The 22,120-nt window shown below is 71.2% G+C and carries 19 protein-coding genes; 12 read left to right on the forward strand and 7 right to left on the reverse strand.

Features of this window, described 5'->3' with window-relative positions; translation table 11 throughout:
* Positions 1 to 7: 7 nt before the first annotated feature.
* Together ABD466_RS19285 and ABD466_RS19290 are read right to left on the reverse strand one after the other, a co-directional pair.
* Entirely contained in the window at positions 8 to 1,780 is a 1,773-nt protein-coding gene (locus ABD466_RS19285; RefSeq protein WP_344658482.1) for an SDR family oxidoreductase, read from the reverse strand.
* Positions 1,777 to 2,622, reverse strand: a complete 846-nt coding sequence (locus ABD466_RS19290) for a M24 family metallopeptidase (RefSeq protein ID WP_344658483.1) — start codon at positions 2,620 to 2,622, stop codon at positions 1,777 to 1,779. The genes ABD466_RS19285 and ABD466_RS19290 overlap by 4 nt, the downstream gene beginning before the upstream one ends.
* A 171-nt stretch (positions 2,623 to 2,793) precedes the next feature.
* Between ABD466_RS19290 and ABD466_RS19295 the strand changes: the two genes are divergently transcribed.
* The 3 genes from ABD466_RS19295 to ABD466_RS19305 are packed head-to-tail and all read left to right on the forward strand — an operon-like array spanning position 2,794 to position 5,025.
* Positions 2,794 to 3,444, forward strand: coding sequence for a TetR/AcrR family transcriptional regulator (locus tag ABD466_RS19295; protein WP_344658484.1), 651 nt, complete (start codon positions 2,794 to 2,796; stop codon positions 3,442 to 3,444).
* A gap of 49 nt (positions 3,445 to 3,493) precedes the next feature.
* On the forward strand, positions 3,494 to 4,027 hold the full coding sequence (locus ABD466_RS19300) for a SigE family RNA polymerase sigma factor (RefSeq protein ID WP_344658485.1): 534 nt from the start codon (positions 3,494 to 3,496) through the stop codon (positions 4,025 to 4,027).
* Between the two features lie 23 nt (positions 4,028 to 4,050).
* Positions 4,051 to 5,025 (forward strand): hypothetical protein, encoded by a 975-nt coding sequence (locus tag ABD466_RS19305; RefSeq protein ID WP_344658486.1) that lies wholly within the window; start codon positions 4,051 to 4,053, stop codon positions 5,023 to 5,025.
* Positions 5,026 to 5,096: 71 nt separating this feature from the next.
* Here ABD466_RS19305 and purU read toward each other — a convergent pair whose 3' ends face one another.
* From purU to ABD466_RS19320, 3 genes are all read right to left on the reverse strand, one after another.
* Positions 5,097 to 5,981 (reverse strand): formyltetrahydrofolate deformylase, encoded by an 885-nt coding sequence (purU, locus tag ABD466_RS19310; RefSeq protein ID WP_344658487.1) that lies wholly within the window; start codon positions 5,979 to 5,981, stop codon positions 5,097 to 5,099.
* An 84-nt stretch (positions 5,982 to 6,065) separates the two neighbouring features.
* Positions 6,066 to 7,247 (reverse strand): glutathionylspermidine synthase family protein, encoded by a 1,182-nt coding sequence (locus ABD466_RS19315; RefSeq protein WP_344658488.1) that lies wholly within the window; start codon positions 7,245 to 7,247, stop codon positions 6,066 to 6,068.
* Positions 7,247 to 7,558, reverse strand: coding sequence for a hypothetical protein (locus tag ABD466_RS19320; RefSeq protein ID WP_344658489.1), 312 nt, complete (start codon positions 7,556 to 7,558; stop codon positions 7,247 to 7,249). The genes ABD466_RS19315 and ABD466_RS19320 overlap by 1 nt, the downstream gene beginning before the upstream one ends.
* Positions 7,559 to 7,733: 175 nt before the next feature.
* On the opposite strand from ABD466_RS19320, the gene ABD466_RS19325 reads away from it, so the two are divergent.
* Positions 7,734 to 8,825: an FAD-dependent oxidoreductase gene (locus ABD466_RS19325; RefSeq protein WP_344658490.1), complete on the forward strand. Its 1,092-nt coding sequence runs from the start codon at positions 7,734 to 7,736 to the stop codon at positions 8,823 to 8,825.
* A 207-nt stretch (positions 8,826 to 9,032) separates the two neighbouring features.
* Complete coding sequence (locus ABD466_RS19330; protein WP_344658491.1) at positions 9,033 to 11,027, forward strand: hypothetical protein; 1,995 nt, start codon at positions 9,033 to 9,035, stop codon at positions 11,025 to 11,027.
* A 3-nt stretch (positions 11,028 to 11,030) separates the two neighbouring features.
* Here the strand turns inward: ABD466_RS19330 and ABD466_RS19335 are convergent, their stop codons facing one another.
* Positions 11,031 to 12,569 (reverse strand): class I adenylate-forming enzyme family protein, encoded by a 1,539-nt coding sequence (locus ABD466_RS19335; RefSeq protein ID WP_344658492.1) that lies wholly within the window; start codon positions 12,567 to 12,569, stop codon positions 11,031 to 11,033.
* Between the two features lie 165 nt (positions 12,570 to 12,734).
* On the opposite strand from ABD466_RS19335, the gene ABD466_RS19340 reads away from it, so the two are divergent.
* Entirely contained in the window at positions 12,735 to 13,853 is a 1,119-nt protein-coding gene (locus tag ABD466_RS19340; protein WP_344658493.1) for an LLM class flavin-dependent oxidoreductase, read from the forward strand.
* On the opposite strand, the gene ABD466_RS19345 is transcribed toward ABD466_RS19340, so the two are convergent.
* A complete protein-coding gene (locus ABD466_RS19345; RefSeq protein ID WP_344658494.1) occupies positions 13,838 to 14,482 on the reverse strand; it encodes a cysteine hydrolase family protein in 645 nt (214 codons plus the stop codon). The genes ABD466_RS19340 and ABD466_RS19345 overlap by 16 nt on opposite strands.
* A gap of 106 nt (positions 14,483 to 14,588) precedes the next feature.
* Between ABD466_RS19345 and ABD466_RS19350 the strand changes: the two genes are divergently transcribed.
* The 6 genes from ABD466_RS19350 (at position 14,589) to ABD466_RS19375 (ending at position 22,050) form a co-directional block, all read left to right on the forward strand.
* Positions 14,589 to 15,812, forward strand: a complete 1,224-nt coding sequence (locus tag ABD466_RS19350; protein ID WP_344658495.1) for an acyl-CoA dehydrogenase family protein — start codon at positions 14,589 to 14,591, stop codon at positions 15,810 to 15,812.
* On the forward strand, positions 15,812 to 16,840 hold the full coding sequence (locus ABD466_RS19355; RefSeq protein ID WP_344658496.1) for an acyl-CoA dehydrogenase family protein: 1,029 nt from the start codon (positions 15,812 to 15,814) through the stop codon (positions 16,838 to 16,840). The genes ABD466_RS19350 and ABD466_RS19355 overlap by 1 nt, the downstream gene beginning before the upstream one ends.
* A gap of 204 nt (positions 16,841 to 17,044) precedes the next feature.
* Positions 17,045 to 17,932 (forward strand): hypothetical protein, encoded by an 888-nt coding sequence (locus ABD466_RS19360; protein ID WP_344658497.1) that lies wholly within the window; start codon positions 17,045 to 17,047, stop codon positions 17,930 to 17,932.
* A gap of 206 nt (positions 17,933 to 18,138) precedes the next feature.
* Complete coding sequence (locus ABD466_RS19365; RefSeq protein ID WP_344658498.1) at positions 18,139 to 18,852, forward strand: CpaB family protein; 714 nt, start codon at positions 18,139 to 18,141, stop codon at positions 18,850 to 18,852.
* A gap of 23 nt (positions 18,853 to 18,875) precedes the next feature.
* Entirely contained in the window at positions 18,876 to 19,718 is an 843-nt protein-coding gene (locus tag ABD466_RS19370; protein WP_344658499.1) for a CpaE/TadZ family protein, read from the forward strand.
* Positions 19,708 to 22,050, forward strand: a complete 2,343-nt coding sequence (locus ABD466_RS19375) for a TadA family conjugal transfer-associated ATPase (RefSeq protein ID WP_344658500.1) — start codon at positions 19,708 to 19,710, stop codon at positions 22,048 to 22,050. Before ABD466_RS19370 ends, ABD466_RS19375 begins: the two co-directional genes overlap by 11 nt.
* Positions 22,051 to 22,120: the final 70 nt, after the last annotated feature.

The following is a 22,120-nucleotide window of genomic DNA, read 5'->3' on the forward strand; positions in this document are numbered from 1 at the left end:
CCGCTCCTCAGCCGGTCGGGTCGATCTTGGCCATCCGCCGCGCCAGCGCCGGGGACAGCCGGGAAACGGCCTTGCTCACCTTGGCCTCCAACGCCACCGGGACCACCGGCTGGTCGCGCCGCACCGCGGCCACGATGCGCTCGGCGACCTTGTCCGGGCCGAAGTCGCGCCGCCGGTACAGGCCGGTGAGGCGTTGCCGGGTCCGCTCCTGCTGCTCAGCGCTCTGCCCGACGAACTTCGTGGTGCGGGTGATGTTCGTGGCGATGAACCCGGGGCAGATCGCGGAGACGCCGATGCCGTAGCGGGCGAACTCCGCGCGCAGGCATTCGGACAGCATGAGCACCGCGGCTTTGGACGTCGAATATGCAGACAGTGTGCGCGACGGCGTATATGCGGCGGCGGAAGCGAGATTCACTATGTGCCCGCCCTCACCGCGCTCGCGCATCATTTCGCCGAAGCACCGCGCGCCGTGGATGACGCCCCAGACGTTGACGCCGAGGATGCGTTCCCAGTCCTTGACCTCGGTGGCGAGGAAGGGTCCGGACATTCCGATGCCGGCGTTGTTGACGACGACATCCGGCACCCCCGCCGTCGCCTTCACGTCCTCGGCGAACTGCTCCATGGCCTCGGCGCTGGCGACGTCCACCGTGTACGGGTACGCCCGCGCCCCGAGCAGCTCCACGAGTTCCACGGTGCGGGCCGCGGCGACCGCGTCGATGTCGGCGACGACGATGTCCGCGCCCTTCTCGGCGAACGCCAGCGCCGTGGCACGGCCGATCCCGGAACCGGCGCCGGTGACGACCACCAGCTTGTCCTCGAACTCCCGCCGGTCCTTCGTCCCCTGCCGTGCCTCGGCACGCAGCAGCGAGCGCACGGGTTCGGGGCCGCCGGGCGTCGCGATGCCGGACAACGCGAACTCCTTGATCCGTTCGGCGATCAGCGCGGGCTTCTTCACGACGATCCAGTGGCCGCCGCTGACCTTCCGCACGTAAAGGCGCTCCGTCCACGGCACCGGCGCCTGCGCGGCGAGCGCCGGGGTGACGAACCGGTCGCCAGTCGGGGTGAGCACCTGAACCGGTACCGACGTAGGCCGCTCCTCCGGTCGCCGCATCTTGGGCAGCATGTTCGCGCGGTAATAGAGAACGCCGCGCGAGCCGTCCCTGGAGAGCGTCGCGGAGGCCGTCAGAGAGGTCCCCTCGATGGCCTTGATGATCCGCGGCCATTGCTTGGCCAACCCGAGCCGCCACACCACGCGCGGACCCACCGGAAGGTGGAACACGACGATGTACCACGAAGCGAGCGCCTGCTTCAGAGAACGCGCCGCCGCCTTGGGAGTCGGCTTACGGAGCCCTGAGCGCGTCCACATGGCCGCGTGGTCCAGGCAAGGCCCGGAGATCGACGTATAGGAGAGGAAACGCTGTGCGGAGTCCGCACGTGTGACCGCTTCCCAAGCCTGGATGGATCCCCAATCATGGCCGACCAGATGAACAGGCTGTCCGGGCGCGACGATGTCCGCGACCGCATAGAGGTCGTCGGCAAGCCGCTCCAAGGTGTACCCATGCTTGAACAGCGGGCCCTTGGAGGCGCCGATACCGCGGGTGTCATAGGTGACGACATGGAAGTCGTCGACGAGTTCCGACACCACGCCGTCCCACACGGCCTGGGTGTCCGGGTAACCGTGGACGAGCAACACGGTCGGCTTCGACGGGTCCCCGCAGGTGCGGACCGAGAGCTTGCCGCCCTCCACTGTCACCGCGAGGGTGCGGACGTCCTGGGTCATGCGTATGCGCCTTCCTGTTGCCAGCGCCGCACGTGCGGCAGGTCGTCGTCGAGCCAGTAGGCGTCGTCCTCGGTCACGACGAGCAGCTCCTCGAACTTCACGCCGACGTTGCGGAATCCGATGTGCGGCTCGACCGCCCACAGCCCGGGAGTGGGCGCGTGGCGGGAGGCGCGGCCGCCGGCCCACAGCGGGGACCGGCCCTTGATGCCCTCGGTGACGATCTCGCGGCCGAGGGTCTCCAGGGTCCGCAGGCCGAACCCGAAGGCGTAGCGGCCCATGTTGCGGCGCTGGCTCATGTGGCCGACCTGGTGGCCGATGACGCGGCCCGGGTAGACCTTGTGCCGGGACTCGTAGCCCTGCTGGGCGATGAGGGTGTCCACGGCGGCGTAGACCGCGGACAGCGTGTCGCCGGCCTTGATCCGTTCCAGGATCAGCGTGCGGTACTCCCCGAGGTCTCGCATGAGCGCTTCGAAGATGCGGTTCGTGCCCAAGACGCCGGCGTAGCCGATGTCGGAGACGTAGCCGTCCACGACCGGGGAGCAGTCCAGGACATAGGACATCCCCTCTTCGAGGCGCTTGTTGGTCGGGAAGAAGTGCAGCGGCGTCCACGGGCCCTTCAGCGAGCGGAACGCTGTGCGCTCCCCGAACCAGGCGAAGGGGATGTGGAAGAAGTCTTCAACGCCGTTGTCCCGGAGGTAGGCGCGCATCCGTCGCGCGGCTTCGCGCTCCGTGACGCCGGCTTCCAGTCCCGCGCCGACGGTCTCGGCGCAGCGATAGGCGAGCGCCTGCGCTTCGCGGTGGCGCTCCAGTGCCTCGGGGGTGGGGCCGGTTTTATTGGACACGGCGTCTAATGTAAGCGGGCACACTCGTCTCGACAAGACTTGTTCACGAGCCGTTATCGAAGGCCGGCCACGGATTGAGCGGAAGACGCGGGCACACACGGGAACTTGACGGGAATCGCCGTCGGCGGTTTCCCGATTCGCTCCCCACGCCAGACGTGGCAGCATGGCGATGTGCAGTCCGAGTCCCGCAGCTCCCGACCCGTCCGGTCCCCCTCACGCACGGCGCCGCGCCGCCGGCTGTCGGTGGACCGCCGCCGCGACGAGCTGATCGAGGCGGCGTTGGACCTGTTGTCCAAGCGCGGTCCGGAAGAGGTGTCGGTCGACGACGTGGCGCAGGCCGCGGGTGCCTCGCGGGCGCTGGTCTACCACTACTTCGGGACCAAGCAGGAGCTCTACGCCGCGGCGCTGTCCAAGGCGGCGGCCGAGCTCACCCGGCGACTGGCGCAGGTGGAGCCCGGCGACACCCCGCTGCAGCGGCTGGACCGCGCGGTGCGGGCGTTCGTGGAGTTCGCCGAGGCGCACTCGGCCGGGTTCGTGGCGCTGCTCGGCGGATCGGCGGCGTACGGCTCCGGCGGCGAGTCCGCCGAGCTCGTGCACTCCGTGGAGGAGACGGTCTACGAGCTCCTGGTGGAAGGCCTGTCCGAGCCGACCCCGGTGGACCCGCTCGTCCGGATGACCCTCAAATGCTGGGTCGCGGCCGCCGAGACCGGCGTGCTGGACTGGCTGAAGCACCGCGACATGCCGCGCGAGGAGATCGAGCGGCAGCTGATCGTGCAGCTCGGCGCCCTGCTGATGGCGATCGGGCACGAGATCCCGGTGTGACCGGAACTCCGGTTCCAACCGTATGGAGCCGCCTCCGGTCATACCTGGTGTGAGGACACTCAAGAGCACGTTGGCCCGGGGCGGTTCGGCCGAGGCCCGCGAACGGTTCCGCGAGTACGCCGTCGGTGCGCAGCCGCACCTGCGGCGCAGCGCGTACCTGTTGTGCGGGGACTGGCACACCGCCGAGGACCTGGTGCAGACGACCTTCGGTCGGCTGTTCCGGTCCTGGCCGAAGGTGATGCGCGCCGACTCCGTCGACGCGTACGCCCGCACTGTGCTGTTCCGCGCCTTTCTGGATCTCAAGAAGAAGGACCGCCGGACGGTCGCGCTCGACGACGCTCCCGAGCCCGCCGCGCGCCCGGACGACGCCGACCTGCGACTCGCGGTGCGCAACGCACTCGACACGTTGCCGCCGCGGGCCCGGGCCGTCGTGGTGCTCCGCTATTGGGAGGACCTGACCGTCGAGCAGACGGCCGACGCGCTCGGCGTGTCGGCCGGGACGGTCAAGAGCCAGACATCGCGCGCGATCGCCATGCTGCGGCAGCACCTCGGTTCGGCCGTCGGCGAGCTCATCCACGACTAGCTGGGAGATGAAGAGTGAACGACATGCGCAAGCTGTTGTCCGACGCCATCCCGGCGCCGGAGGACGAGCCGCATCAGCGGGACGTCATCAGCGCCGCGATGGCGTGGGGTGAACGCAGACGGCGCCTGGACTGGGTGCTGACCGGGGCGGCCACGCTGGCGGTGGTCGCGGTCGGCGCCGGGGTCGCGGTGCTGGGCACCGGATCCGGCCCCGGCACGTCGGCGGCGTCGGGAGGGGCCGATTCGCAGAAAACCCTCGGGGGCATGCTGGATTCGAAGGTCGTCAACGGCCAGCCCTTCCAGTCCTTCTCGCCGACCTGCATGCCGCCGCCCAACCTGCCGGGGGGCCAGACGAAGAAGTACTGCGACCTGTGGCAGGAGCAGGTGGACTGGAGCACGGAGTTCGCCAAGGGATCGGTGCCCTATATCCAGGCGAAGCTGCCGCAAGGCTTCACCGTGAAGGCCGCGAACTCCTACGTCGTACAGCTGACCGCGCCGGACGGGAAGACGAACCTCCTGTTCCCGTCGGCGGGCTCGGCGGCCAATCTCCTCGGCGGCCACACTCCGAGCTGCGCCCACCCGGGAGACGACTGCACGCAGACCAGCGCGGGCGGCGGGCACGGCGTCATCGGCCAGTACCCGTCCGAGGGACAGAGCGCCGAGTGGGTGGCCGACGGACTGAAGGATCCGGTGATCCTGCTGGGCGTGAACGTCGTCGGCACGTCAGACGTCGGCGGCCTGCCCGCGCCGACCGGCGGCCGGCTGCTGTCCGCCGACGACATCACGCGGATCGTCTCCAACCCCGACTACGTGAAGTACGCGAAGGAGTCGTGGAAGCACGAGGAGGAGATCCGCAAGCAGCTGCTGCAGCTGCAGGGGCCGAGCCCCACCGACGGTCCGACGGGCCAGCCCTCCGCGACCGGCTCCGGGATGCCGTCCGGCGGCGGGACGGGTTCGTCCCCGGTGAATTGGCCGCCGGCATCCGGATCGCATAGCTGATCCGGCACATATGCGGGCCCTGAGGAGAACTCGATCTCCTCAGGGCCTCATGTGCTCCCGCGAGCCGAGGCTCACGGGAAGACGACCGTCCGGTGCCCGTTGAGCAGCACCCGGTGCTCGGCGTGCCACTTCACCGCGCGCGCCAGCACCTGGCACTCCACGTCCCGGCCCACCGCGACCAGCTGCTCCGGGGTCACGGCGTGGCCGACCCGGGCCACCTCCTGCTCGATGATCGGCCCCTCGTCGAGGTCCGCGGTGACGTAGTGCGCGGTGGCCCCGATCAGCTTCACGCCGCGGGCGTGCGCCTGGTGGTAGGGCTTGGCGCCCTTGAAGCTCGGGAGGAAGGAGTGGTGGATGTTGATCATCCGGCCCTCCAGCGCCTTGCAGACGTCGTCGGTGAGCACCTGCATGTAGCGGGCCAGCACGACCAGCTCCACGCCGCGCGCCTCGACCAGGTCCAGCAGCGCGGTCTCGGCCTTCGCCCTGGCCTCGGCGTCACCGGCGGCCACCGGCAGGTGCACGAAGTCCACGCCGTAGGAGCGGGTCAGCTCCTCGAAGTCGCGGTGGTTGGACACCACGGCCGCGACGTGCACCGGCAGCGCGCCGGTCGAGGCCCGGAACAGCAGGTCGTTCAGGCAGTGGCCGAACTTGCTGACCATCAGCACGACCGGCATCCGCTCCTCGGCGTCGTGGAAGCGCCAGGTCATCCGGAAGGTCGCGCCCACCGCCTCGAAGCTGCTGGTCAGCTGCTCCAGCGTGACCTCGTCGTGGACCCGGCTGAAGCTGACGCGCATGAAGAACAGGCCGGTGTCCGGATCGCCGTACTGCTGGCTGTCGAGAATGGTGCAGCCGGTCATGAGGAGGTAGTTCGCGACGCCGTGGACGACGCCGGGCGTGTCCGGACACGACAGGGTGAGGACCCACTGCTGCTTCTTCTGCTCGGCCATGCCCGCCATTGTGGCTGATCGCGGCGCTTGGTCCCAGTAAGCGTCCGGCAATCGACACGATCGCCTGGTCCGGGGTGGGCGGGCGCGGCCCCGCTAACCGTCGATGACGTGCGGGACGAAGCGCGCGTAGGTGTCGGTCACCAGGCCGTCGGACTCGCGGATGCCCAGGCCGGCCGGTTCCCCGGCGACCAGCCACGATCCGAGCACCGCGCGTCCGCCGCCGTCGCTGCCCGGGAACGACGGGAGCGGCGAGAACGCTTGGTAAACGTAGCCTTCCTCACCGTAATCGCCCGGCTGCTCGAAGTGTTCGCCCCCGGTGACGATCTTGATGGAGGCGCCCTCGCGGCCCAGCAGCGGCTTGGCGACGTAGTCCTTCAGGTCGCGCGGGCCGTCGAGGTAGGCCGGCAGCAGGTTCGGGTGCTCCGGGTAGAGCTCCCAGAGGATGGCGAGCAGCGCCTTGTTGGACAGCAGCATCTTCCAGATCGGCTCGACCCACTGCGTGCGGTCGAGGGTCTCGATCGCCAGCGGCCCGAAGTCCTCGATGACCAGCCATTCCCACGGGTACAGCTTGAAGACGGTGCGGATCCGGGTCTGGTCCAGGTCCACGAACCACTTCGAGGCGGCGTGCCATCCCACCTGCTCGATCGGCAGCTGGATCGGCGTCAGCCCGGCCTGCTCCGCGGTCTCGGCGACATAGGCGGAGGTCATGAAGTCCTCGCCGGTCTCGTCGGACTCGGCGAAGACGAAGTGCACCGGGCCGTGCGCCAGCCGGACCCGCATCCGCTGCCAGGCCTCGACCAGCCGCTCGTGCAGCGAGTTCCACTGGTCCAGCTCCGGACGTGTGTCCTGCAGCCAGTACCACTGGCAGATCGCGGACTCCAGGAGCATCGTCGGGGTGTCGGCGTTGTACTCCAGCAGCTTCGCGGTGCGGCCGTCGTCGCCGTCGTAGCGGAGGTCGAACCGGGAGTAGAGCGTGGGCGGCTGCGCGGCCCAGGACTCGCGGATCGCCCGCACGACGACGGGATCGGTGATGCCGAGGTCGGCGAACCGGTCCCGGGCGACGATGTGCTCGGCCGCGGCCAGGCACATGGCGTGCAGCTCCGCGGTGGTGTCCTCGAGCGCGTCGACCTCGTCCATGGTGAGCGCGTAGTGCGCGGACTCGTACCAGTAGGGGACGACGCTGCCGTCCTCCTTCACGGTGGTCGGGAAGACCAGGCCCTGCGACTCGACAGCCTTCTGCCAGCCGTCCCGGGGACGGCACTCCACCCTGCGCATCAGCCGCCGTGCCCGCCCTCGCCGCCGTGCCCGCCGAAGCCGCCGCGGACCGTGCCGTGTCCGCCGGTCTCGCCGCCGCTGACTCTCGAGCCCATCTTGAAGCCGCTGCCCCCGCGGTACCAGTGCGCGTAGCTGTAGCCGGTGCTGGTGTCCTTGCAGTACTGGTCCTGGATCACAGTGTTGTCCCGGGTGTCGACGCACCGCTCGTGGTCGTCGTGGCTGCACCCCGCGGCGCCCCAGCCGATCACCGCGGCGGACAGCATGCCGCCGACGGCCAGCTTGGCCCGATGCCGCTTCACTTGGTCGCGCATCGCGCGCCCCTCCCCGCTTTCTTCCATCCCCCGGCCTGCCGCGCTCTCGTGACAGGCATTCGAAGCGTACTCCTGTGGATCGTCGGAGGACATCGGCCGAAACACCGCCGAAGCGGTACGGAAACCTGCGTGGGCCAGAGTCGAAAACACCGAGTCGCCGACCGAAGGGATCCCGATGACCAGGAAGATCGTCGTCGTCGGCTGGGGCCTGGCCGCCCACCGCCTCGTCACCCGCCTGTTGTCCGCCGACGCGGACGCCGACCTCGCGGTCACCGTCTACGCCGCCGAGGGCGCCACCGCCCACGACCGGGACGCGCTGCCGGACGCGCTGGCCGCCGCCACCAGCCCGGAGGGACTGGCCGCCGAGACCGCGCGGGCCGCCCAGGCCGCCCTGTCGGCGCTGCCCGTCCCCGTGGACCCGCGCCTCCAGGTGCGCGCCGGCGTCCGGGCCACCGCCGTGGACCGCCTGCACCGCGTGGTCCACTCCACCGACCACGTCGTCCAGCCCTACGACACGCTGGTTCTGGCCACCGGCACCAACCCGGTGCTGCCGCCGATCCGCGGTCTGCGCACCGCCGACGGACAGCGCCTGCTGCCCGGCGTGCTCCCCGCGCACTCGGCCGCCGACTTCCGCGCCCTGGCCCAGGCCGCCGCCACCGCCTCGCGCGCCGTGGTGATCGGCGGCGGCACCGGCGGACTGCGGGTGGCGGCGGCCCTGCACGCGCTGCGGGCCGACGATCCGGACCGTCCGCCGCTGCACGTCGAGCTCGTCGACCAGACTCCGGCCGCGCCCGAGATCACGCCCGCGGACGCGTACTTCGCGCTGCGCCGCGCCGGCGTGGTCGCGTACCAGGACTGCCGGGTCCGCAGCCTCGACGAGGGGCCCGACGGCCGACTCGCCGCCGTCACCCTCGCCGACGGCTACCGCCTCACCACCGACCTCGCCGTGCTCAGCTGCGGCACCGCGCCCAACGTCGCGCTGGCATGGACCGCCGGCTTGGCGGTGGCGCGCGGCATCGTCGTCGACGACACCCTGCGCTCGGTGTCCGACCCGGCGGTCTACGCCCTCGGGGCCTGCGCGGAGCACCGCCGGACGGTGGCCGGGCCGAGCGCGGTCGTGCTCGACCAGGCCGACGTCCTCGCCGACCGGCTCTCAGGCCGCGCACCACTGCGGACATACCGGGGCGCGGCTGCGGCGCGCCTCGCGCCCGGAGTGAGCGCCGTGGTGGCCGAGGCGGAGAGGGTGCTGAAAGCCGCCGCGGCATAAGCGGCGGCATCAGGAAGCGTCCAGGCAGCACCCGGACGGGGCCGGCCAACGGAGCCCGGCCTGAGGTGGCGGTACCGGTACACCCCGCCGGTACCGCCACCCCTTGTTCGTCCACGACGTCTATCCGCCGAGGCAGGATTCTGCGATCCTTCGGGAGTGTCCGTCACAGATCGTCGCGGGTCGGGTGCGCGACGCACCAATGCCCTGATGGCGATGGGCCTCGTCGCGGCCGCTTGGGCGTTCCCCACCCTCATGCACGTGCTGCACGGCGACGCGTTGTCGCCGCTGGTCCTCCTGGCCGGCACCGCTTCGCTGCTGCGGGTCGGCCGCACTCTGGTGGACCGGCTGGTGATCGCCGGCGCGCTCCTGGGGGGACTCCTGATCGCCGCCGGGATGCTGTTCAGCTTCTGGCCCTGGCATCTGCACCCGGTCGCGGTGGCCGGGTTCGGGAACACGGTGCTCGTGGTGGCAGGCGGCATCGTCTACCTGCGCACGGGACGGACTCCGCGGATCCCGGGGCGGCTCCGCGGCACGGACGCGATCATCCTCGCCGGGCCCGTGATCGCGTGGTACCTGCTGCGCCGGCCGGTACGCGGGAAGAGATTCGTCGACGCGTTGCCGTACCTGATGCCGCGCCACGACACGGCGAACCACTATTCGCTGTTCGACGCGATCCACCGGATCGGCGGCTATCCCATGCTGCACCCGAAGCAGGCGTCGCCATATCTCCTGGGGATGACGCGATATCCCCCGGGCAGCCACTATCTCTACACGTTGCTCGACGTCTTCCGCCGATCCTCGACCGCACCCGGTACCTCGACCGCGGAGGTGGTCCGGTACACGCAGTACGAGGCCCTGGGCTTCTGCGTCCTGACCCTCGCGATCCCGTGGGCGGCGAGGTGGGTCGCCGGCCCTTCGGTCACGGGGTGGCGCCGGGTCCTCGTCACCGCCACGGCCTCGGCCGTCGCCGTCTTCGGTCAGCTCAGCGCCTTGTTCTGGCAGTCGTTCGACGCCGAGATCCTCGGGCTGGCGTTCCTCGCCGTGACCCTGGCGGTGTTGTTCCGGCCGCCGGCCGGCGTCTCCGAGCAGATCCTGCTGTCCGGAGTGCTGCTCACCGCGATCGCGTACGTCTACACCCTGTTCCTGGTGAACGCCGGGATCGCCGCCGTCGTCGCGTTCCGGATGCGTCCCGCGCTCAGAACCCCGGGCGGACCGCGCGATCTGCTCATCCGCGTCGGCGCGCCCGCGCTGGCCCTGTCGGCGGTACCCGTCGCCGGAAGCCTGGTGGACCATCCGGTCACCGGCTTGTTCACGGAGTTCGGCGGGTTCGTCTCCCTGCCCCGGGGGTCGTCGATCGTGCTGGTCCTGGTGGCCGTCGCGGCCGTTCTGACGCGCCCGGGCCGCCGCTCGCCGGTGTGGCGGGCCTCGGCCGTGAGCGCCGGCGCGTCCTTCGCGATCGCGGTCGCCGCGGAGCTCGACGGCCGGATCCGCGCCGGAGCCCCGCAGTACTACAGCTCGAAACTGGTCGACGCGGCATGGGTGGTCGCCCTGTGCGGGATCGGCGCGCTGGGGCTGTTCCTCGTCGGCGGCCCCGTCCCCCGCCGCACCGAGGCCGTCCTCGCCGCCGTCTCGATCGCACTGCCTCTGGCCCTGACCAACGGATTCCCCATGTCCGCCCACGGGGAGCGGAGCGCGTACGAGCCTCAGGGCACGAGCATGATGGTCGTCTGGTCCCGGGGGCACATCGGTCCGAGTTGGAAGGCCGACCACGCCACCGCCTACGCCCGCGCGGGCGGGGTGTTCGGCGACGGCGTGCCGACCGTCTTCGCCTTCGGCACAGCCCGTCAGAGCTGGCTGCTGACCATGGCCGGGATCGCGATCGACCATGCGTCGGGCCTGATCGACCTGGCTCCTCTGGACCCGGCGGATTTCCTCCATCCCGTGCTGGCCCCAGGCGTCAGCCGTGTGGACCTGCCGCTCCATCTGTTGAACCGGCTGCCCGCCGACGCGGCGGACCGGCCGCTGCCCCAGGACGCCCGGACCGCGCTGGACACCGTGGAGGCATGGCTCAGGACCTGTCCGCCGGGCATCCGGATCGCCGTCGCCGACCGGGCCTTCGCGACGCTGCTCGAGCAGTTCGCGGCGCGGGAGCCGGAGCGCCGACTGTCCGTGCTCTACGTTCCGGGTGTGTCCTATATATAGGAGTCAGTCCCGGAACCGGGCGACCAGGTCACGTTTGATCACCTTGCCGGTCGGGTTCCGCGGCAGCACGTCCACGACCTCCAGCTGCTCGGGCAGCTTCTGCGTCATCAGCCCGGCGCCCCGCAGGAACTCCACCATCTCCACGAACTCCAGCGCCGCCGCACCCTCGCCGCCGACGACCACCGCGCACACCCGCTCGCCCCGCTCCGCGTCCGGCAGCCCGATCACCGCGACGTCGGCCACCCGCGGGTGGGTGAACAGCAGGTCCTCGATCTCCTTGGCGGAGATGTTCTCGCCCTTGCGAATGATGATGTCCTTCAGCCGGCCGGTGATCCGCACGAAGCCGTCCGCGTCCATGGTCCCCAGGTCCCCGGTACGGAAGTAGCCGTCCACGTCGAAGGCATCTTCGTCCAGAGCCGGATCCACGTAGCCCAACATCATCTGCGGCGCCTTGGCCCGCAGCTCCCCCTCCTCGCCGGGCTCGGCGAGCTTCCCTTCCAGCGTCACGACCCGCAGCCGCACGCCGGGCATCGGCCGCCCCTCCGAGTCGTCCAGCGCGGCCTGCGGATCGTGCACGGTCGACATCGTCAGGATCGGCGCCTCGGTCAGCCCCCAGCCCGCGATCACACCCAGCCCGCCGACCTCGTCCCGGATCTGCGCGTGCAGCGTCGCCGGACGCGGCGCGCCACCGCCGTTGCACAGCCGGAAGGTCGGGAACGCCCGCTCCCCCGGATGCGTCAGCGCGAACTCGCGCTGGGCCTTCAGATACGCCAGGTGGAAGGGCGTCCCGGAGCCGCCGAGCGTCACCTTCTCCCGGCCGAACAGCTCCACGGCCGCCGCCGGGTCGAACCGGTCGAGCAGCACGTTCGACGCCCCGGCCATCAACGAGGCGCCCAGCCAGATCGGCCCGGCTATGTGCGTCAACGGGAACGCCATCCCGTTGATGTCCTCGGAGGTCAGTTCCAGGCACGAGTGCATCCCCCGGGCCGCGGCCAGGATCGCGGCGTCCGTGTGTCGCGCACCCTTGGGGTCGGCGGTGGTCCCCGAACTGTAGAAGTACCAGCGCAGCTCGCGTTCCTGCGGGGCCTGATACGCGGGCAGGACCGCCGGGTCCCCTTCCGGGAGCGTCCGGTCCGCCGCCACGTGCCGCGTCCCGGTCCCCTCGGTGAGCCGCGCGATCATCGCGGCGAAGTCGAAGCCGCCGAACTCCGAGGGCGTGATCACGACCTCCGGCCGGATCTGCCGCACGATGAAGCCGACCTCGCGGTCCCGGTAGATCGGGATGATCGGGTTCTGCACCGCCCCGAGGCGGCACAGCGCGGCCATCAGGACGTAGCCTGCGTTCCAGGTCGGCAGCTGCCAGGACACCACGGTCCCGGCGCGCACGCCGAGGCCGTACAGGCCGGCCGCCGTCCGCAGCGCCGCGTCCCGGAACTCGCCGTTCGTCATCCGCGAGCCGCCGGAGTCCACCAGCAGCTCCCGTCCGGGAGCGGCCTCGGCGCGCAGCTCGATCAGGTCCCACAGGCTCCGTGCGTCGAGCATTGCGCCTCCTCATCGGATCTGACGGTGGGTCAGTTCTACCCCGGACCGCCATCGGGGGGAAGAGCCGTCCCCGGTCGTACCCCTTGCGACCGCAAAGCCGATCAGTACGATATCTGACGGTGCGTCAGATGCAGACGCCGCCACGACGACGACTAGGAGCCCACCGTGGAGTTCGGCCTCTTCAACAGCCTGTACGTACCGCGCGACCACCCGGACCTCACCGAGGCGTCGCGCCTGAAGGACGAGATCGAGCTCGTCAAGGCGGCCGACCGCTCCGGCTTCAAGTACACGTGGGCCACCGAGCACCACTTCCTCGACGAGTACTCCCACCTGTCGGCGAACGAGGCCTTCCTCGGCTACCTGGCGGCCGCCACCGAGCGCATCCACCTGGGCTCGGGCATCTTCAACATCACCCCACCGGTCAACCACCCGGCCCGGGTCGCGGAGAAGGTGGCGATGCTCGACCACCTGTCCGGCGGCCGGTTCGAGTTCGGGGTCGGCCGTGGCTCCTCGACCACGGAGCAGCGCGGTTTCGGCATCGAGGAGCCGGAGCTGACCCGCGAGATGGTCGACGAGACGCTGCCGGAGATCGTGCGCATGTGGAAGGAGACGGACTACTCCTTCGACGGCCGCTTCTTCTCCATGCCCACCCGCAACGTCCTGCCCAAGCCGCTGACCGACCCGCACCCGCCGTTGTGGGTCGCGGCCGGTTCGCCGGGCACGTTCAAGAAGGCCGCCGAGATGGGCATCGGCGTGCTCTGCTTCGCTCAGGCCTCGATGGACGACCTCGCCAAGCTCATCGCCGTCTACAAGGAGGAGATCGAGCGCTGCGAGAACCCGGTCGGCGGCTACATCAACAACAACGTGATGATCACGTCGCAGCTGATGTGCCTGGAGGACGGCCGCCGCGCCCGCGAGGTCGCCGCTTCCATGGGCTCCGGCTACCACCAGACGCTGCTGTGGAAGTACCTCGACACGTTCCCGCGGCCGCAGTGGGTCGACGACCTCGGCGGCAAGATCCCGGAGATGGACGTCCCCACCCTCGACGCGATCATCCAGGCCAAGCAGATGTGCGTCGGCACGCCCGAGGAGGTCGCGGCCGCGGTCGAGGCGGTGCGCGCGATCGGCGCCGACCAGCTGGTGTTCGGGATGCTGTCCACGGCGATGCCGATCGACGTGGCGATCGAGTCGGTGGAGACCTTCGGCCGGCACGTGCTGCCGCGGTTCGACACCGACCCGGTGCACTCGACGAAGCGCCAGCGCGAGGCTCAGCTCGGCGGCTGAGCCGGCCAGAGCTTCGGGAGCTCGGTGCTGGTCGTCACCACGGCCAGCACCGCCAGGGTGTTGTCGATCACCGCTTCGGTGTACTCCCCGGGCACGCCGGCCACCGCGTCCCGGGGCAGCACCACGTCGAATCCGGCGTTGACGGCGTCCATCACCAGGTTCGTGATCGCCACGTTCACCGACAGGCCCACCGGGACGACCGTGCGCGCCCCGAGGTTGCGCAGGACGGCGGCCAGGCCCGAGTCGTACATCGGCCCCAGGCCGTGGAACCGCGGCAGTTCGATGTCGGTGTCCGCCACGCCGACCTCGTCGACGACCGCGGCCGCCCGCGAACCGGGGAGCAGATCCTCGAAGCCCTCGCTGCGCGCCGCCTTCAGCGCCGCGCCGAACAGCCGGGCGTTGGTGTTGGCCCCCCGGGCGTCGGCGCGCCGGTGGACGGTCGCGTGGATCACCGGGACGCCGGCCGCGCGCGCCGCGTCCACCACCCGCACCATGGCCGGCAGCCGGCGCCGGGCCAGCCGGGCCAGCTCCGGGAACAAAGCGGATTCCCCGATCACGCCGTTCTGCAGCTCGGAGGTGACGACGGCGCACCGGGACGGTTCCAGCAGGGCTCTCAGATCCAGAGGCATGCGGGCACGGTAACTGACCCGGCATCAGATCGGCAGCGGGTCTTGTCGGCCGGGATCTTCCGCAATACGCTCACCTGACGGTCCGTCAGATTTCGAGGAGTCCGCCGTGCAGCTGCGCGACACACCGGCCCAACAGCGGTTCCGCGAGGACCTGCGCGCCTGGCTCCGGACGGTCCTGCCGACCCTGGATCCGCAGCCGTCCCAGGACGACTGGCAGGCGCGGCGGGCGTACGACTCCCACTGGCAGGCCCTGCTGCACCAGGCCGGTTACGCCGGGCTCAACTGGCCCGCCGAGTACGGCGGGCGCGGGGCGACCCCGACCGAGCACCTGATCTTCCTGGAGGAGTCCGAGCTGGCCGGCGCTCCGTACGTCGGCGTGAACTTCGTCGGCCTGCTACACGCCGGGCCGACGCTGATCGCGGAGGCCTCACCGGAGCAGCGCGAGCGGCACATCCCGGCGATCCTGCGCGGCGACGAGATCTGGTGCCAGGGCTTCTCCGAGCCCGACGCCGGCTCGGACCTGGCCGCGCTGCGGACGCGAGCGGTGCTGGACCGCACCGGTGACCACTATGTCGTCACCGGCCGCAAGATCTGGACCTCGCACGCGGAGGTCGCCGACTTCTGCGAGCTGCTGGTGCGCACCGGGCCGCCCGACGGCCCGAAGCACCAGGGCATCACCTGGCTCATCATGGCGATGGACACGCCGGGCATCACCCTGCGCCCGCTGATGACGGCGGGCGGCTCGACGGAGTTCTCGGAGATGATCCTCGAGGACGTCCGGATCCCGGTCGCGAACCGGGTGGGCGCGGAGGGCGACGGCTGGCGGATCGCGATGGTGACGTTCGCCTTCGAACGCGGCACCGGCTTCGTCTCCGAGGTGGTGTGGGCCCGGCGCCGGCTGGCCGAGATCGCCGCCCTGGCGCGGGAGAACGCCACGTGGGAGGACTCCGAGATCCGTCGGCGGATCGCCCGCCTGGCGGCGGAGTTCGACGCCCTGTGGGCGTTGGTGAAGCGCAACGTCTCAGAGGCCGAACACGGCGCGGGCGGCGTTCCCGGACCCGGTTCCTCAGTTTTCAAATTGAGGTTCTCCGAGGCCCGGCAGCACCTCGACGACCTGCACGCCGAGGTGCGCGGGCGGGAGGCGCTGGCGTTCGACGACGAGCACTTCACGTACGACGGCGAGCCGGGCTACGAGCGTCTCAGGTCCCTGGCCTACACCATCGCGGCGGGCACGTCGCAGGTGCAGCGCAACATCATCGGCGAGCGGATCCTCGGCTTGCCCAAGGAGCCGTCGGCGACGGCCGCGGCCGCGAAGGGGGGCGGGCGGTAATGGACTTCCGGCCGACCGAGGACCAGCTGGCACTGGCCGGCGCGGTGCGCGACGTGCTGGGCAAGCACCCCCGTCCGGGAACCCCCGGCGAGGAGGGGCCCGAGCCCGGCGCCGGAGGGGTGGACGTGGCGCTGTGGCGGGACCTGGCCGAGCTCGGCGTGTTCGGGCTGCGGGTGCCGGAGGACGCCGGGGGGCTCGGGCTCGGGCACGCCGAGGCGGTGCACGTCTTCGAGCAGCTGGGCCGCGGGCTGGCGACCGGCCCGTACACCGCCACCGCGCTGGCGGCGCCGCTACTGCCGGAGTACGCGAGCGGCCGGCACCGCGTCGGGCTCAGCGATCTGACAAGCGGTGCCTGCTACCTGGAGCACCTGGACGCGCTGGACGCGCTCCTGGTCGTCGAGGCCGTCGACGGCGAGGCCCACGCCTTCCCCGGTCACAGCCAGGTGCTGCGGGTGGAGCCGATCGAGCTGCGCGCCGATCCGGTCCCGCACCCGGTGGACCCGTGCGTCCCGCTGCACCGGCTGAGCCAGAAGCCGCTGCGCGGCGAGATCGTCGGCGACGCGGCGGCCGCCGACGCGCTGCTGCGGGAGGGCGCGCTGCTCACGGCCGCGTACCAGGTCGGCATGGCGGCGGTGCTGACCGAGCGCGCCGTGGCGTACGCCAAGCAGCGCGCGCAGTTCGGCCGCGCCATCGGCTCGTTCCAGGCGGTCAAGCACCTGTGCGCGGACATGTTCGCCCGCGCCGAACTGGCCCGCGCCGCGGTGCACGCGGCCGCGGTGCTGCTCGACGACGACCGCGCCGACGGCGACGGCGCCGACCTGCCGGCCGCCGCGACCGCGGTGTCCGCGGCGAAAATCCTCGCCGACGACGCGGCGGTGGGGAACGCGAGGGCTGCGATCCAGGTCCACGGCGGAATGGGCTGCACCTGGGAGATGGGACTGCACTACTTCCTGAAGCGGGCGTGGGCGCTGTCCCTCGCCTACGGCCGCGCCGCCGAACACGCGGACCTGATTTCCGAAGCCCTATAAGAGAAATCCCGCCACGGTCCCACCTGGTCACACCTTGTCGACGGCCGCACACCGGCGGCGGTGTGAGTACGTGCTCGTACACACTCAGGCGTTGACTGACTACGAATATTGACACTCCGCAACGCTGCGCCTATACCTGGATCCCTAGCGTAACGAAGACGACTTCCCAGCTCAGCAGCAACCGCGATCTCGGGAGCACCGGTGATGACGGCGCGTCGCAGCAGCGCAACGGAGCGTCGCGGCGTCGGCGGCATCACGCCACGCCCGGCGGCGCTGTCCGCTGCCGTCCTCGCGGTCGCGCTCGCCGGTTCCGGCTGCGCGTCGCGCAACGCTAACACGACCGGGATGGCCGCGCCGTTCAATCAGGACACCGGCGCGCCGGCCAAGGACGGCGGATTACCGCACACGCCGCCGGCGGCCGCCGCGCGGCAGGCGGTGCTGCCGACGATCACGGCGTTGCCGTCGACGACCAACGTCCTTCCGCCCGGCACGACGGACGTCCCCACCACGGAGACGAACCAGGGCGACACGATCGCCGCGAAGTTCATCCCCGGCCAGCTCACGGTGGGCCTCACGCCCGAGCAGAATCCGGCGGCCCCGAAGCCGGTGCTCGAAGTGGTCGGCATGCCGACCTGGCTCTGGCTCGAAGGCGTGCCGCCGGCCCTGCAGACGACGATCACACCGGTGGCCGGCGGCCCCTCCCACGTCGTGATCGACCGGGCGGTGATCGACAAGGTCGCCTGGACCACCGACGTGCCCGGCGGCCCGGCCTTCACCTGTGGGAACGGCACGGCGAGCCCGAGCCCCGGCAAGGGTTACGGGATTCCCTACGACATCGCCTTCGATCCCACCGCCAGTGACGCACCGAACGCCTGCGTGAACACTTTCACGGCGCCGTTCTACGTGAAGGGGGGCGGGCCGGTGGCCGCGGGGGTCTACAACCTCAAAGCCACCGTCACCTGGCACATCGAGTGCACGGTGGACGGCGCCGCGCCGACATTGCTGGCGGGAGCGAAATACGCGGGGACCGTCGATACAGCCTCCACTCCGATAAGAGTGGGAGAAATCCAGGCATTGGCCACCAGTCCGTAACCAGTCGGTGTAAATATCAGAGGACTGAATTACCCTCCGAGTGGTTAGAACTCCATAGGCAAGCGGCACCACCCACGCACTCCCGGCACCGCCCCCGGCACCGCCCCCGGCACCATCCCCGTACCGCCCCACAGCACGGCACCGACCGTCCCGGCCCCGGCACCCCCGCCCGCCGACGGTCCGCCAATCGGGAAAGAGCACCGACCATGCGCACCGGAACCGCGACACCGCCGACGGGCGGGAACTTCACGCCCACGCCGTTCGTTCAGCCCGACCCTCCGAAGGCCCGGCGGCAGCCCGCCGTCCTGGCCCTCGGTGTCGCCCTGATGGGTGCCTCGGCGGTCGGTTTCGTGTTCTGGAACCACCAGGCCGCGGCCAAGAGCTCGGTGCTGATGCTGGCCAAGGACGTGCCGTACGGGACCAAGATCACCGCGGATGATCTGACCACGGTGCAGGTGGCGCTGAACACCACCGGTGTCCGGTACGTCGCCTCCGACCAGGAGCCGACGGTGCTCACCATGTCGGCGACCACGCAGCTGCACGCCGGGGCCCTGCTCAACCCGGCCGACGTCTCCACGGCGCCGCCGACGCCGCCCGGGACCTCGCTGGTCGTGGTCGACCTCAAGGACATCCTGATGCCGTCCGGCATCGCGCCCGGCAAGAAGCTGGTCCTGGTGGCGAACGGCGTCATCGGCGACGCGAACGGCAAGTACACGGTGGTTCCGGACTCGGCCGGGGCGCACGTGCTGTCGGGATCGAAGACCGCCACGTTCAAGGTCACCGTCGTCAGCCTGACCCAGTCGGCCGCGGGCGCGCCCGGGAAGGTGACGTTCGCCGTCGACCCGGCGGAGGCGGCGAACATCGAGCTGTTCGCGGACGAGCAGCGGCTGGGCGTCATCGTCCCGCCGAGCGGCCAGTAGCGACGGGACGGATCGACGGGACCATGGTGATGATCTGCCTGTTGTCGGCCAAGAACGCGCCGGGGGTGACCACGACGACGGTCGCCCTGGCGGAGATCTGGCCGCGCCCGGTACTGGTGGCCGAGTGCGACCCCCGCTACGGGGACATCCTCGCCGGCTACCAGCAGGGCGCCGGCGACCTGACGAAGGGGCTGCTCGGCCTGGCCGCGATCCACCAGCGCGCGGACATCACCCAGCAGGTCTACAACTTCGTGCAGCCGCTGAGCCCTGGATCGGAGGCCCGGCTGCTGGCCGGGGTCCAGGTCCCGGCGCAGGCCGCGGGCGTGGCCGCGCTGTGGGAGCCGCTCTCGCACCTGCTGCCGTCGCTGATCGTGAAGCGGCGGCCGGTCGACGTCCTGGTGGACTGCGGCTCGCTGCACTCGCCGTACGCCCCGCTGCCGCTGATCCGCAACGCCGACCTGGTGCTGGTGCTGACCGGCGACCACCTGGAGCACATCCGCGCGGCGCACGACGCCGTCCAGAACCTGACCGTGCAGCTGATGGCCGCGCGTCCCTACGCCGACCCGCGCTGGCGGCTGGCCGCGGTGGTGCGTCCGCCGTCGTCGCAGCGCCACAACAGCCGTAAGGCGATCCAGCACACGCTGGAGATCGACACCATCGCCGAGGTGCGCCACGACGAACGGGTCGGCGCCGAGTTGCTGGGCCGCCGCCATCTGCCCGGCGGCTATCTGCGCTCGGCCTACATGCGGGATGTCAGGGTCCTGCAGGCATCGATCGACCAGCAGCTGAGCCGGCCCGCGCCGGCCGCCCGCACCGGGCACCTGTCGCTGCCCGCCGGCTACGGGGAGGCGGCCCATGTCGGCTGACCGCAGTGAGAAGAGCGCGGACAACCGGTTCTCCGGGCGGCTGCGCTCCGGAGGACACAACGCCGGCCGCAGCGCGCAGGGCTCAGGTCTGCGCGACGCCATAGCGTTCCTGAACCGTGAGAGCGTCTCGCTCCCGGCGCCCGAGGCGCCGCCGTGGGAGGCCCGGCCGAATCCGGGGCAGGGGCACGGACCCGGGCTGGGGCCGGGCCAGGCGCAGGGGCAGACCGGCCAGCACCGGCCGGAGCCGCCGCTCGCCCCCGTCAGGGAACTGCGACCGCCCACGATGCATCCCGGCCAGGCGGCCACACCGGTGGTCAACGGCGCGCAGTTCCCGGTCTCCACCGAGTCGCACCCGCAGTGGCCCGCGACCCGGCAGCCGGCCGGCCTGCCCGCGGCGCCCGACCAGTCGGGGCAGCACGCGCAGCTCAGTCAATCCGGTCAGCACGCGCAACTCAGCCAGTCGGGGCAGCACGCCCAGCTCAGCCCGTCCTTCCAGCCCGCGCCCGGCCGGCAGCTGGACCGCCGCGGCACGAGCACCTACGCCGGTGCCGGGACCGCCGGCCACCGGGGCGCGGCCGCCGGCGACATCAACGCCTTCGCCGACATCGACTGGACCGCCGTCGACCTGCTGCGCAAACAGGTCCGCGACCGGATCACCGAGCAGTTCCCGGCGCGCGACGTCGGCACCGAGGAGCAGCGGCGCGCCTTCGGTATGGCGATGATCGAGGAGGCCGTCAACTCCTGGTACGCGCGGGCCATCTCGCGGGGCCTGGCGCCGTCGGAGACCCAGCAGCACACCATGCGCCGCGCGGTGAGCGCGTCGGTGTTCGGGATGGGCCGGCTGACCCCGCTGCTGGAGCACCCCGACATCGAGAACATCGAGTTCCGGGGCTGCGACGACGGTTACGTCGTCTACAGCGACGGCCGCGTGGAGCGCGCCCCGGCGATCGCGGACACCGACGAGGCGCTGCTGAGCGACCTGCAGTACTGGGCGGCGAAGCAGAACCGGACCCTGTCGGCGAACAGCCCGAACCTGTACCTCACCCTGGAGGACGGGGCGCGGCTCACCGCCACGATCGGCACCTGCAAGCGGCCGAACCTGGTGATCCGGCGGCACCGGGTCGTCGACGTGACGCTGGACGACCTGGTGGGGCGCGGGATGATCTCGCCCGCGATCGCCGCCTTCCTGCGGGCGGCCGTGCTGGCCAACTGCAACATCGTGGTGACCGGCCCGCTGAACTCCGGCAAGACCACGCTGCTGCGCGCGATGGCGGCCGAGATCCCGCCGATGGAGCGCTACGCGACGCTGGAGACGGAGTACGAACTGCACCTCGACGAGGTCGGCCGGCACCCGCGCATGGTCGCGTACCAGTCGCTGGTCGGCACCGCCGAGAAGGGCTACAACGGCCGCCGCGCCGGCGAGGTGACGCTGACCGACATCATGGAGGTCGCGCTCCGCATGAACTTCACCCGCCTGATCGTCGGCGAGATCCGCGGCGCCGAGGTCGTGGCGATGCTGGAGGCGGTGTCCACCGGCGGCCGCGGCTCGCTGTGCACGATGCACGCCAACTCCGCCCGCGACGTGTTCGGCCGCTTCGTCACCCTGTGCACGAGGACGAACATGACCCGCGACTCGGCCGTACAGCTCGCCGCCGAGTCCCTGCACTACATCGTGAACGTCCAGATGGACGCCGACTCCGCGGCCGGCGTCCAGAACACCCGCGGCGCCCGCCGCTACGTCGACCAGATCGTCGAGGTGAACGGCATGGGCGATGGCATGAACCCGTCGGCCACCGACGTGTTCGCCCCCGGCGCCGACGGCCGCGCGGTGTTCGCCCACCGCCCGGAGAAGATGACCCGCCTGCAGAAGGCCGGCTTCGACCCGAACTGGCTGCTGCACGGCAACGACAGCTGGAGCCTGGCCGGCGTCGGCGGCAGCACGGCGCAGCAACAGCAACAGCAGAAGGCCCAGGCGGCGTCACCGGCGCAGCACCGCGCGGAGACGGTGGCGGCGCCCTTCAAGGGCATGGGCAACCCGGTGGCGGCGAGCGCCTACCGCGACCAGGCCGCCTACCGCGAACACACCACCAATCGCGAACAGGCCGGCCGCGTACCGGACCAGGACCAGTTCGACCGCCAGTACCTGCAGGACCGGCAGCGCATCGACCGGTACGCCGACGGCGAGGACGGGAACGGCCGGGGCGGTGGGCAGAGCTACGACCGGACCGGCCGAAGCTGGCGCGCCGACCGTGGTGAACGCGGCGAACGCGGCGAACGCGGTGAACGCGGCGACCAGGGCGACCGGGGCGGAGGCGAACGTGGACATCGGTGATTTGACCATGTCGCCGGCCGGTCGCGTTAGCCGTGCCGGTCGCGTTAGCCGTGCCAGTCGCGTTAGCCGT

The sequence above is a fragment of the Catenulispora subtropica genome (assembly GCF_039531675.1).
GTDB classification, from domain to species: Bacteria; Actinomycetota; Actinomycetes; order Streptomycetales; family Catenulisporaceae; genus Catenulispora; species Catenulispora subtropica.